At 76.8% G+C, this 11824-nt stretch carries 13 protein-coding genes and 1 pseudogene; 7 read left to right on the top strand and 7 right to left on the bottom strand.

Annotation, left to right across the window (positions count from 1 at the left end):
• The 3 genes and pseudogenes from ACFPBZ_RS29030 to ACFPBZ_RS29040 all read right to left on the bottom strand — a co-directional run.
• Positions 1–392, bottom strand: a pseudogene (locus ACFPBZ_RS29030) (hypothetical protein); the annotation flags it as partial.
• 144 nt (positions 393–536) lie between these two features.
• A complete protein-coding gene (locus ACFPBZ_RS29035; protein ID WP_378039603.1) occupies positions 537–1730 on the bottom strand; it encodes an MFS transporter in 1194 nt (397 codons plus the stop codon).
• 5 nt (positions 1731–1735) lie between these two features.
• Positions 1736–2329, bottom strand: a complete 594-nt coding sequence (locus ACFPBZ_RS29040) for an HAD family hydrolase (RefSeq protein WP_378039592.1) — start codon at positions 2327–2329, stop codon at positions 1736–1738.
• A 56-nt stretch (positions 2330–2385) separates the two neighbouring features.
• Here ACFPBZ_RS29040 and ACFPBZ_RS29045 point away from each other — a divergent pair, with 56 nt between their 5' ends.
• Entirely contained in the window at positions 2386–3558 is a 1173-nt protein-coding gene (locus tag ACFPBZ_RS29045; RefSeq protein WP_378039604.1) for an ROK family transcriptional regulator, read from the top strand.
• Positions 3559–4353: 795 nt separating this feature from the next.
• On the opposite strand, the gene ACFPBZ_RS29050 is transcribed toward ACFPBZ_RS29045, so the two are convergent.
• Entirely contained in the window at positions 4354–5592 is a 1239-nt protein-coding gene (locus ACFPBZ_RS29050; RefSeq protein WP_378039593.1) for a geranylgeranyl reductase family protein, read from the bottom strand.
• An 18-nt stretch (positions 5593–5610) separates the two neighbouring features.
• Positions 5611–6021, bottom strand: coding sequence for a secondary thiamine-phosphate synthase enzyme YjbQ (locus ACFPBZ_RS29055; protein WP_378039594.1), 411 nt, complete (start codon positions 6019–6021; stop codon positions 5611–5613).
• A 109-nt stretch (positions 6022–6130) separates the two neighbouring features.
• On the opposite strand from ACFPBZ_RS29055, the gene ACFPBZ_RS29060 reads away from it, so the two are divergent.
• Positions 6131–6916, top strand: coding sequence for an SDR family NAD(P)-dependent oxidoreductase (locus tag ACFPBZ_RS29060; protein WP_378039595.1), 786 nt, complete (start codon positions 6131–6133; stop codon positions 6914–6916).
• A gap of 80 nt (positions 6917–6996) precedes the next feature.
• Positions 6997–8340, top strand: a complete 1344-nt coding sequence (locus tag ACFPBZ_RS29065; RefSeq protein ID WP_378039596.1) for a hypothetical protein — start codon at positions 6997–6999, stop codon at positions 8338–8340.
• Positions 8341–8345: 5 nt separating this feature from the next.
• Here ACFPBZ_RS29065 and ACFPBZ_RS29070 read toward each other — a convergent pair whose 3' ends face one another.
• Together ACFPBZ_RS29070 and ACFPBZ_RS29075 are read right to left on the bottom strand one after the other, a co-directional pair.
• Positions 8346–8804 (bottom strand): DUF4439 domain-containing protein, encoded by a 459-nt coding sequence (locus tag ACFPBZ_RS29070; protein WP_378039597.1) that lies wholly within the window; start codon positions 8802–8804, stop codon positions 8346–8348.
• Entirely contained in the window at positions 8801–9262 is a 462-nt protein-coding gene (locus ACFPBZ_RS29075; RefSeq protein WP_378039598.1) for a hypothetical protein, read from the bottom strand. The genes ACFPBZ_RS29070 and ACFPBZ_RS29075 overlap by 4 nt, the downstream gene beginning before the upstream one ends.
• Before the next feature lie 133 nt (positions 9263–9395).
• Between ACFPBZ_RS29075 and rimP the strand changes: the two genes are divergently transcribed.
• From rimP to ACFPBZ_RS29095, 4 genes are all read left to right on the top strand, one after another.
• Complete coding sequence (rimP, locus tag ACFPBZ_RS29080) at positions 9396–9965, top strand: ribosome maturation factor RimP (protein ID WP_378039599.1); 570 nt, start codon at positions 9396–9398, stop codon at positions 9963–9965.
• Positions 9962–10960 carry a transcription termination factor NusA gene (nusA, locus tag ACFPBZ_RS29085; protein WP_378039600.1) on the top strand — a complete coding sequence of 333 codons (999 nt, stop codon included), beginning with the start codon at positions 9962–9964 and terminating at the stop codon, positions 10958–10960. The genes rimP and nusA overlap by 4 nt, the downstream gene beginning before the upstream one ends.
• 82 nt (positions 10961–11042) lie before the next feature.
• On the top strand, positions 11043–11432 hold the full coding sequence (locus ACFPBZ_RS29090) for a YlxR family protein (protein WP_378039601.1): 390 nt from the start codon (positions 11043–11045) through the stop codon (positions 11430–11432).
• A gap of 61 nt (positions 11433–11493) precedes the next feature.
• Positions 11494–11824 (top strand): translation initiation factor IF-2 N-terminal domain-containing protein (locus tag ACFPBZ_RS29095; protein WP_378039602.1); only part of this gene is annotated, 331 nt, incomplete at its 3' end.

Consider the following 11824-nt stretch of genomic DNA (forward strand, 5'->3'; position numbering starts at 1 on the left):
CCGGGGGCGCGACCGGCGGCGGCGCCCTGGCCGGCCGGGGCTCCGGCCGGTGGGGCTGCGGCAGCCGGGACCCCGAGGCCCGGGGCTGCGGCGCCCGGGGCTCCCGCGGAGGGGGCTCCGGCGACGGGTGTGATCACGACCGCGGCCGGCAGGACCGGCGCGCCGGGGACCCCGGGTCGCGGCAGCGCGGCGCCCGGTCCCGAGGAGTCGACGGTCTCGGTCGCGGCGGGGACGTCGCCCGACGTGCGGGTGAGGTCGGTCGCGACCCCCGCGACCACGACCGCGGCGACGGCCCCGCCGGCGAAGGCGAACAGCACCCGGTGGGCTCCGCGCCGGGGCACGGGCTCGCGACGGTGCCGGGGCGCGGTGTCGGGGCGCTCGGAGCTGGTCACGCGGGGATGTCGGCGGGCGGCACCCGATCGTGAGCCTCCGGCCGGCCTCCCACCCGCGTGGCGCAGCGACGTCGCCCCGTCGGCCGAGCCGGTGGTGACCGTCGGGCGGCCGGCGCACCCGGATGCGCCGGCCGCCCGCTCGGATCAGGAGCTGCGGCGCTCCAGGTACACGCTGACCCCGAACACGGCGAGCCCGATGACCGGGAGCACCGCGCCGATCGCGGCCGGGGCGTCGTAGCCCAGGCCGGCGGCGAGCACCGCGCCGCCGAGCGCCGCGCCCAGGGCGTTCGCGACGTTGAACGCGGAGTGGAAGCTCGCGGCCGCGAGGGACGGGCCCTCGGCCGCGAAGTCCATGAGCCGACCCATGAGGGCCGGGCCCGCGGACATCCCGACGAAGCCGAGCGCGAAGAGCCCGGCCGTGGCGGTCACCGGGTCGTGCGCGGCGAGCATGAAGGCGACGAGCACGGCGGCGTACACGACGAGCGCCACCGCGATCGTCAGGCGCGGGGCCCGCTCGGCGAACCGGCCGCCCGCGATGTTCCCGGCCGTCATCCCGATCCCGAGGGCGCCCAGCAGCAGCGGCACCGTCGTCGGGGCGACGCCGGCGGAGTTCGTCAGGATGGGGTTGATGTAGCTGTAGACCGCGAAGAGCCCGCCGAAGCCGGCACTGATCGCGCCGAGGGTCAGCCAGACCTGCGGACGCCGGTAGGCGGTGAGCTCGCCGCGCACACTGTTGCCGCGGTCGTTCGGCGGGGCCGGGACGAGGGTGACGACGGCGAGCACGGTGACCAGGGCGATCGCAGTGACGGCGACGTAGGCCGAGCGCCACCCGAAGGTCTCGCCGAGCCAGGTCGCGGCGGGGACCCCGACGATGTTCGCGATCGTCAGCCCGAGCATCACCGTGGCGAGCGCCCTCGCCCGCTTGGCCGGCGGCACCAGCGCGGCGCCGAGCACGGCCGCGGTGCCGAAGTAGGCGCCGTGCGGCAGGCCCGCGAGGAAGCGCAGCGCCACGAACGGCAGGAAGCTCGGGGCCAGCGCGGAGAGCGCGTTGAACACGACGAGCGTGATCGAGAGGGCCACGACGAGCTGCTTGCGCGGCAGCTTCGCGCCGAGGATCGCGATCAGCGGGGCGCCGACGACGACGCCGAGCGCGTAGGCGCTGATCGCGGTGCCCGCGGTGGGGATGGAGACGCCGAGGTCGGAGGCGAAGCCGGGGAGCACACCCATGGAGGCGAACTCGGTGGTGCCGATCGCGAGCCCGCCGAGCGAGAGCGCGGCGAGGCTGACGGCGGCGGGGACGCGGCTACGGGTCCCGGCGGGGGCGGAGTTCTCGAGCACCGTGCTCAACGGGTCACCTCCAGGAGGTCGGTCAGGGTGGATATCGGCAGGTCGGACTCGGTGCCCTTGAGGCCGGCGACGCGGGCTCCCGCGTCGCGGCCGGCCGTGGCGCCGGTGGCGGTGTCCTCGACGACGAGGCAGCGCGCCGGGTCGACGCCGAGGCGTTCGGCGGCGAGCAGGTAGCCCTCGGGGTGGGGCTTGCCGTGGGTGAGCCGGTCGCGGGTGACGAGGGTCGTCGCGACGACGCCCGCGGCCCCGAGCCGGAGCTCGGCGAGCCGGGTGTCGGCGCTGGTGACGACGGCCCAGGGGACGCGCGCCTCGTCGAGGGCGGCGAGCAGCTCGTGCGCGCCGGGGGCGGCGACGACGCCGTCGAGGTCGAGGTACTCCCGCTCCAGCTGCGCCCGGCCGTGGGCGGCGGCGTCGAGGTCGGGGCGGACGGCGCGGACGGTGTCCTCCGCGGGTCGGCCGGGCATCGTCTCCAGGACGAGGTCGACGTCGGTGTCGTTCTCCCGGGCCCACTGCCGCCAGAGGCGCTCGACGACGGCGTCGGAGTCGACCAGGGTGCCGTCCATGTCGAACAGCACGGCGTCGATGTCCATGAGCCTCCCCTCACCGCTTTTACTCGCCAACCGAGCATAATGGTGGTGTGTTCCCGATGTGGGTCGACGACGACGACGAGACGTGTGAGCCCCGTCGCGGCGAGGTGGGCCGCGCGGCGGTCGACCGCTGGCGCACGAGTGCACGTGTGCTCGCCGAGGTGCGCCGCGCGCCCGGCGTGACGCGGGTGGAGCTCGCGACCCGCCTCGGGCTCTCCAGCGCCACCGCCACCGAGACCGTCGCCCGCCTGCGCTCGGCCGGATGGCTGGCCGAGGAGAAGGCGCCGGTCAGCGGCCGCGGTCGCCCCACCACCTGCCTCCGCCCCGACCCCGCGGGCCCGGTCGTGCTCGGACTCGACCTGCGCCACGAGGACTGGCGGCTCGCCGTCGCCGGTCTCGACGGGGTCCCGACGATGCTGTGCTCCGGGCGGCGCAGCGCCACCCTGTCCGAGGAGGTGGCCGCCGCGGTCGCCGGGTCGGGCGTCCGACCGGTCGCGCTCGGGGTGGCCGTCCCCGCGCCGATCTCCGACGACGCCGTCGAGCGCGCCACCGAGCTCGACTGGGCCTCCGTGCGCCTCGACGGGCTGGTGGCGCCCTCGGTGCCGGTGCTGCGCGCCAACGACGCGACCCTCGCCGGGCTCGCCGAGGCGCGGTCGGGCGCCGCGGCGGGCGTGGGGACCGCGCTGTCGCTGATCGTCGAGGTGGGCATCGGCGGCACGCTCCTGCTCGACGGCCGACCCGTGACCGGCGCGCACGGCGCCGCGGGGGAGTTCGGCCACCTGCCCTTCGGCGACCCGTCCCGGCTCTGCCCCTGCGGGGCGTGGGGCTGCTGGGCGCCCGAGGTCGACGGGCGGGCCCTGGCCCGGCGGCTCGGACTCGAGGTGCCCGACGACCCCCGCACGTTCGCCCTCGACGTCCTCGCCCGCGCGGCGGCGGGCGACGGGCCGGCGGCGCGCGCGGTCGCGGGTGTCGGCGCCGCCCTGGGGCGGGGTGTCGCCGGCCTGGTCAACGCGCACGACCCGGAGGTCGTCGTCCTCGGCGGCCTGGCCCCGAGGCTGCGGGGCGAGGCGTTCGACGCGGCCTACCGCCGCGGGCTCATGGCGTACCGCCGGTCGTCACCGACCCCGGTGCGCGACGCGGCCTTCTCCGACGACGCGGCTCTGCGCGGGGCCCTGGCCCTGGCGCTCGACCATGCGACGAGTGCCGAGGGACTGGCGCGCGCCACGGCGTAGGGACGCCCGGGGGAGGCCCTGCTCCGTCCGCTCGGTGTCCTTCGGCGCCGATGGTCCTGGACGGGGTGCTCCGGGCGACGAGGGCTCGTCGTCCGGCGGGCGGTGGACCGGGTCCACCGGGTGGCGGGAGCGGGACGGCCGGCGGAGCACGGCCGGACGTCGTTCGTCGTCCTCTGGTCGTCCGTGGCCCGGCCAGGGCGGAGCGCGGTAGGTCGAGGAGTGGTCGGGACGCGGCGGAACGGCTTGCCGGTGGTGATCGAGGAGTCGGCGCATCCGGTCTCACCGACGGACGTCGGGAGGACGGCCGGCTTCGGTCGCGGCGAGGGCCGTCGAGGTGCCATGGGCGATCCGCACCGCTCCGGTCGAGCACCCGTTCCGTCGTCATGACGTAGACGGACACGCCCTCGGGCGCGACGTCGTCCACCGGCGCGGAGACCTCGTCGTCGGCCTCGTCCTCGTCCAGCTCGGGCCGCAGGATCTGCTCGCAGTGCTCCCGGACGACGTCCCCGACCTCCGCCGGGTCGGTGCCCGCGGCGATCGTCGTCAGGAACTCCTCCGCCGTCGCGAGATCGGCGTCGCCGTACCCGTCGCACGCCAGCCCGGCGAGCGCGTCGAGGACGGCCCGCAGGCCGGACGAGCCGACCGCGCCGGCCGCCACGGCCCGCGCGAGCACCGGGAGGTCGGAGGCCACCAGCGTGGCGGCGACCTCGGCGCGGCGGGCGGACACCTCGTCGTCGGGCATGGTTCGAATACTGGTTCGAGGGTCCGACAGCCACGCCCCCGCGAGAACGGGCCTCAGACGGGGGCGGGCGTCCGGAGGTCGGCTGCGGGGAAGGGCGGGAGCTCGTCGGCGCGCAGCGACGCCCGGCCCGCGAGCCGCCACGCCCGCGCGACGACGTCGCGGTCCTCCTCGGTGACGAGGTTGCCCATGACGCGCAGGGCCACCGTCATCAGCGCCTTCGACCGCATGCCGACCGGCCCGGCCACGGGGAGGAGCTTCGGCACCGTGAGGAGCTTCGCCAGGCGGCGGGCGATGGAGAACGCCGAGCCGTAGTGCTGCCGCAGCGTCGCGGGCCAGGCGAGGGACAGGTCGTCGTCGAGGAGGTCGACGACGAGCCGACCGGTCTCGAGGCCGTAGTCGATGCCCTCGCCGTTGAGCGGGTTCACGCAGCCCGCCGCGTCGCCGATGAGTGCCCAGTTGCGGCCGGCGACGTTCGAGACCGCCCCGCCCATCGGCAGCAGCGCGGAGGCGACCTCGCGGACCTCGCCGTCGAGCTCCCAGTCCTCGCGGCGCTGGTCGGTGTAGTGCTGGATCAGCGAGCGGAGCCGGACGTTCGCGGGCCGCTTGTCGGTGGCGAGAGTGCCGACGCCGATGTTCACCGAGCCGTCGTGCAGCGGGAACACCCAGCCGTAGCCGGAGAGCACCTCGTTCTCGGTGCCGCGCAGCTCGAGGTGCGAGGAGATCCACTCGTCGTCGTGCCGGCCGGAGCGGATGTACCCGCGGGCGGCGACGCCGTAGGCGGTGTCCTTGTGCCAGACGCGGCCGAGCACGCGGCCCAGCGTCGAGCGGGCGCCGTCGGCGACGATCAGCGTGCGGCAGGCGATGCGGGTGCCGTCGTCGAACAGGACCGCCTCGATCCGGTCGCCCGAGCGCTCGACGTCGACCGCGCGGGCGCCCTCGACGGGACGGGCACCCCACTCGAGGGCGACCGACCGGATGCGGGCGTCGAGCTCGGTGCGCGCCACCGCGCCCCCGTGGGCGGGCAGCGACCCGCCCGGCCACGGCAGCGTCAGCAGCTGGCCGAAGCCGGCCGCGCGCAGCCCGCGGTTCTGCCCGCGGCCGCGCACCCACGCGCCCAGGCCGAGCTTCTCCAGCTCGGCGATCGCGCGGGGGGTGAGGCCGTCGCCGCAGGCCTTGTCGCGGGGGAAGACCGCGGCGTCGGCGAGGACGACGTCGCGCCCGGCCCGCGCGGCCCAGGCGGCCGCGGAGGAGCCGGCGGGACCGGCCCCGACAACGAGGACGTCGGTGTTCACGTCCCCAGGATGCCTGCTCTAGCCCGCGAGCAGGCTGAGACGAATCTTGCGCGACGGGTTGTCGCCGTTGGTGTCGACCAGGCACACCGACTGCCAGGTGCCCAGCGCCATGCGCCCCGACAGGACGGGGACGCTCATCGACGGGGCGATCAGGGCGGGCAGCACGTGGTCGCGGCCGTGGCCGGGGGAGCCGTGGCGGTGACCCCAGCGGTCGTCGGGCGGGAGGATCTGCTGCAGCTGGCGCAGCAGGTCGTCGTCCGAGCCCGCGCCGGTCTCGATGATCGCGAGCCCGGCGGTGGCGTGCGGGACGAAGACGTGCAGCAGCCCGTCCGTGGCCCCGGCCGAGGCGAGGAAGCGCTCGCACTCGTCGGTGATGTCGCGGACGGTCTCGTGGCCGCCGGTGCGGACCTGGATCTCCTCGCTGTGCATCGCCTCGCAGCCTACGGGTGCGCGTGCGACAGACTCCGCCGTACAGCAGCCGATTGTGACGTCCAGCGTCAGCATGGCCGCACTGCTGACACCACGAGGAGGAGAGCACATGACCGACGTCGCCGTCGTGACCGGAGGCGGACGGGGGATCGGTGCCGGGCTCGCGCGGGCGTTGAGCGATCGGGGCCACCACGTCGTCGTGACCGACGTCGACGGCGCCGCCGCGCAGCGCACCGCGGACGTGCTGCCCGGCCCCGCGACGGCCCTGCCCCTCGACGTGCGGGACCCGGGCGCCCACCGGGCGGTCGCGCTCGCCGCCGCCGACCTCGGCGACGTCACGGTGTGGGTGAACAACGCCGGGATCCTCTCCACCGCCGCGGCGTGGGACGCCACCGACGACGAGGTCACCTCCACCTTCGAGATCAACACCCTCGGGCTGATCCACGGGTGCCGGGCCGCCGTCGACGTGATGCGCCGCGGCGACATCCTCAACGTCGTCTCCCTCTCCGGCCTCGGCCCGACCCCCGGGCTCGCCGTGTACGGCGCGTCGAAGGCGGCGGCGCTGAGCTACTCGCAGGCGCTGCACACCGAGCTGGGCGGGGCCCGGCGCCCGATCCGCGTCCGCGCCCTGTGCCCCGACGCCGTGTCCACCGAGCTCCTGCGCGCGGTCGCCGGCCGGCCCTCGTCGGCGTTGCTGTTCACCGGTCCCCGGGTGCTCGAGGTCGACGAGGTGGTGGCGGCCGGGATCGCGATGATCGGGTCGAAGCGGCAGCTCAGGGTGCTGCCCGCCTGGCGCGGGTGGCTCACGCGGACGCAGTCGGTGCTCCCGGGGTTCGCGCGCGTCGTCACCCCGGCGGTGGCCCGGATCGGTGAACGGCGTCGCCCGGGGGCGTGACGGACGGGGGTCGTGATGCTTCCGTGATCTCGCGGGCTACGGTGAGCGCCGCTCGTCGTCGCCCGGTCGTGGAGGGTCGGATGCTCCTGGTCGCCCCGGATCCCCGCCACGGGATCTCGCCGGCGCGTATCGGCCGTGTCCGGTCCCTGCTCGACGGACTCCCCGCCCCGGGGATCGCCGTCGCGCTCCCCGGCGGCCCGGACGGCGTGCTCGACGCCCTCGTCCTGCGCCCCGACGGCGTCCTCGGGCTCGTCCCGGCCGCCGAGCGGGTCCCGGTCCCGACGAGCGCCGCGGGCCCGGCGTCGGCGGGGGGCGGCGGCTCCCAGGAGCGGGCGGCCGCCGAGATCGACCGGCTCCTCGCCCTGGCCGACCCGGTCCCCACGGCCCCGCGCCAGGTGGTGCCCGTCGGCGCGGCCCCGTCGCGGCGTCCGGCCCACGACGACCCCGAGCGCACCGACGAGGACCAGGGCGTCGGCATCGCGACGGCCGCGCGGCTGGTGCTGACCGCCTCCGCGGGCCCGGTCGTCCTCGACGCCGCGGAGGTCCGGCGCCTCCTCGCCGTCTGGCGGCTCGCCGAGTTCGCCCCCACCGACGCCGACCTCGTCACCGCCGGGTTCCCGCCGGGGCCGCCCGGGCCCGTGCCCACGGCCCGGACGAGCGACCGCTCCAACCCCGGCGGGCCGCTCGCCCGCCCGGCCACGGCCGCCCTCCCGATCGGCGCCGCGGAGACGCCGCGGTCCGGCCTGCCCGAGGGCCTCCCACCGGCCGCCGAGGACTCCCCGCGGCTCGGCCTGCCCGACGGCGGCTCCGGACCACGGCGTCGTCGTGACCGGCGGGTCCGCCGGGAGGTCTCCCTCCCCGCGTGGGTGTCGACCTGGCGCGGTCTCTCGGTCGCGGCCGCAATCACCTTTGTCGTGGCCCTGGGCGTCGCGGTCCTGGTGGTGCGGGCCACCTCCCCGGTCCCCGAGGAGATCGCCGCGGAGCCGGTCCGCGTGGTCGACGGGGTCTCGTGGACCCAGCGCGTAGTCACCACCGAGCCCACCTGCGAGGGCCACGCCTACGGCCTCGCCGTCCAGTTCCTGCGCGAGCGGCCCTGCGTGCAGCTCGACCGCACCCTCTGGACCGCCGACGCGGACGGCACCCCGGTGGTGGCCGCCGTGGCCGTGGTGCACATGCGCGACGCGGCCTCGGCGGCGGCGCTCAAGTCGCTGATCGACTCGTCCGGGACCGGCAACGTCGCCGACCTGCTCCGGGAGGGCCGCGGCTACCCGGGCGCGCCCGCCGGGCTCACCGACGCCGGCTACTCGGCGACCCAGCTCGGCGAGACGGTGGCGATCGCCGAGACCGACGCCACGGACTCGTCGTCCCCGTCGGAGTCGACCCTCGACGGCCTCGCGCGGTCGACGCTGGTCCTCCGCCCGTAGGGCCCTCAGGAGCCGGGACCGCTCCCGGGCATGGGCGGGACGAGCGGGGTCACGCCCGCCCGGGCCCGCCACCGCGCCCCCGCGGTCGCGGCGGCCACCATCGCCGTGACGCCCGTCGTGCGCAGGTCCCGGTCGTCGGTGCGCTCGAGCAGGGCCCGCCACGCGGTCGCGACGTCGTCCTCGGCCACGACGAGCAGCGCCGCGGCGCTCGCGCCGTCGGTCACCGGCCGCGGGGTCGCGTAGGCCGCGGCGGACGGGGCGGCCCGGGCGCCGGCCGCCTCGAGCAGGCCCACGAGGGCGTCGCGGCGCTGCCGGTGGGCGAGGGCGGCGTCGGCGAGGGCCTGCGCGTCCCCGGCGGACAGGAACGCCGAGGCCAGCCCGGAGGACCAGACCGCGGCGTGCTCGGCGCCCAGGGCGGCCTGGGCGGCGTCGCGGGCGGCGGAGACGTCGAGGGGACCGGTCACGAGCCCAGCACCTCCGCCCAGGCCGCGCAGGAGGCGGTGACGGAGGCGACGAGCCCGGCGCGGTAGCGGGCGGTCGTCGGGACGAGCGCGGCGCCGGCGTCGCGGGCGGAGGCCAGGGCCTGGCGCAGGCCCGCCACCGCGGCGGCGGCCGCGGCGGGGGCGGCCGGGTCGGGTGTGGGGGCGTCGAGGACCGCCGAGCGGTCGGGGCGGGCCCGGCGGATCTCGGTGGCCAGCGCGTCGGCGTGCGCCCGCCGGGCCTCGGCCACCGGGGTGAGGCGCGCCGCCGCGTCGGGGAAGGCCCGGGCGGACGACGAGGCCAGCGCCGCGTCGGAGCGGGCGGCCGCCCAGGGGACCTCGAGCTCGTCGGGACCCTCGTCCCGGGCGCAGCCCGCCGTCCCCAGCACCGTCGCCGCACCCGCCGCGAGGGCGAGGACCGTGCGGCGGGACAGGGGCGGCATGGCCGCTCATCGTGCCAGCCGCACCCCGCACCGGAGCGGGCGCCGGGCCGGTCCCGTCCGCCGGGACGCGGGCTAGTCTGGATGCTCCGCCACCTCCGGCGCCTCCTGCCCAACCCTCCCGGAAGGACCCGTCGTGCCCGTGGGCCCACCCGCCGGTGCCGCCGCCGACGCCCTCTCACCCGTCGTCGCCGAGGTCGTCGAACGCGCCGGCCTCGTGCTCGACGACCTCGACGTGCGCCCCGCGGGCCGTCGTCAGGTCGTGCGGGTCGTCGTCGACACCCCGGACGTGCCGGCGGTCGACGACGGTCCCGCGGCGGGGGTCGACCTCGACGCCGTCGCCGCGATCAGCCGGGACGTCTCGGCCGCGGTCGACGCCCACGAGGAGAGCGCGGGGGCCGTCCTCGGCGAGTACACCCTCGAGGTGACCACCCCCGGCACCGACCGGCCGCTGACCGGGCCGCGGCACTGGCGCCGCGCCTGGCTGCGCAAGGTCGCCGTGACCCTCGCCGACGGGAGCTCCGTGACCGGGCGGGTCGGGGCCGTGGCCGGGGACGCGGTGACGCTCGTCGTCGAGAAGGGGGCGCTGCGGGAGATCCCTCTCGACCAGGTGACCCGCGCCGGCGTCGAGGTGGAGTTCAAGCCGGCGCCCGAGGCCGAGGTCGAGGCGCTGAGAGCAGACCGTGTCGAGAAGGAGCAGCAGTGAAGGTCGACCTGATGGCCCTGCGGGCCATCGAGCGCGACAAGGACATCTCGTTCGAGACCGTCGTCTCGGCCATCGAGTCGGCGCTGCTGTCGGCCTACCGGCAGACGGGGCGGGAGACGCCCGGGGCGCGCGCCCACGTCGACCGGGACAACGGGGAGATCCGGGTGCTCGTCCCCGAGCGGGGCGAGGACGGCGAGACCGTCGGCGAGGTCGACGACACCCCCGCGGGCTTCGACCGCATCGCCGCCGCGACCGCCCGCCAGGTCGTCGTCGCGAAGCTGCGCGACGCGGAGAACGACCGCAGCTACGGCGAGTACGCCACCCGCGAGGGCGAGGTCGTCTCGGGGATCGTGCAGCGCGACGCCCGGGCGAACGCCCGCGGCGTCGTCGTGGTCGACATCGGGTCGATCGAGGGCGTCATCCCCTCGGCCGAGCAGGTCCCCGGCGAGAAGCTGGAACACGGCATGCGGGTCCGCTGTTACGTCATCGGTGTCAGCCGGACCCCCCGGGGGACGGCGGTCACGCTCTCGCGGACGCACCCCAACCTCGTGCGCAAGCTGTTCGCCTTCGAGGTCCCCGAGATCGCCAGCGGCGCGGTGGAGATCACCGCGATCGCCCGCGAGGCCGGCTACCGGTCGAAGATCGCGGTGCGCTCGACGGTCCCCGGCCTCAACCCGAAGGGCGCCTGCATCGGCCCGATGGGGGCGCGGGTCCGGGGGGTCATGGACGAGCTGCACGGCGAGAAGATCGACATCATCGACCACTCGGACGACCCGGCGGAGTTCGTGGGCAACGCCCTGTCGCCGTCGAAGGTCGTCTCGGTCGAGGTGGTCGACCTGCGGGCCCGCTCGGCGCGCGTCGTGGTGCCCGACTACCAGCTGTCGCTGGCGATCGGCAAGGAGGGCCAGAACGCCCGCCTGGCCGCCCGGCTCACCGGGTGGCGCATCGACATCCGCTCCGACGCCGAGCCCGAACCCGACCTGGTCGCGCCCTGAGTGGTGCCCGTCCGGCGGGCGGCGGAGAAGGGTGTCGTCGGACCGTGTCGAACGCGGACGGGGTGGAGAGGTAGAGTCGCACATGGCCCGGACCCGTCCGGTTCCCCGCGAGGTTCCACCGATCGAAGGACCGGTGCGCACGTGCGTGGGGTGTCGATCGCGGGGGCCGGTGTCGGAACTGCTGCGAGTGGTGGCCGTGGACGGGACCTGTGTGCCCGATCCGCGGCGTCGCGAGCCGGGGCGGGGTGCCTGGTTGCATCCCCGCGCCGACTGTCTGCACCGCGCGGAGCGCCGATCGGCGTTCCCCCGGGCGCTACGCGTCCCGGGGCCGCTCGACCTCGGAGCCCTGCACGCGCTGCTCGGTCCCGTTCCGTCACCGTCCGCCCCGGGCGCAGGCCCCGACGACCGTCGGAGTCGGACATCCAGGAAGCAGGTCGACCCCCATGAGCCAGCCGTGAAGCACTCGCGATGAGCGTGCAGGCGTAGGACACGAGGTCGCGGGCACGCCGCCGACCTCGAGAATGAGGAGATCAGTGGCAGGCAAGGCCCGGGTGCACGAGCTCGCGAAGGAGCTCGGCGTCACCAGCAAGCAGGTACTCACGCAGTTGGAGTCCCTCGGCGAGTTCGTCAAGTCGGCGTCCTCGACGGTGGAGGCTCCGGTCGCGCGCAAGTTGCGCGACTCGATGGGCAGTGGCGGTAACGGCGGACCCTCCCGTGGTCCCCGCCCCGGTGCCCGTCCCAGCCCCTCGGGCGGCTCCGGCAACGGCAACGGTCGACCCGGCGCGTCCGCGCCGGCGCCCGGCCCGCGTCCCGCCGCGCCGACGCCCGGTCCCTCGGCTCCGGCCGAGCCCGCGGCCCCGGCCC

The sequence above is a fragment of the Actinomycetospora atypica genome, from assembly GCF_042653685.1.
Lineage (GTDB): Bacteria > Actinomycetota > Actinomycetes > Mycobacteriales > Pseudonocardiaceae > Actinomycetospora > Actinomycetospora atypica.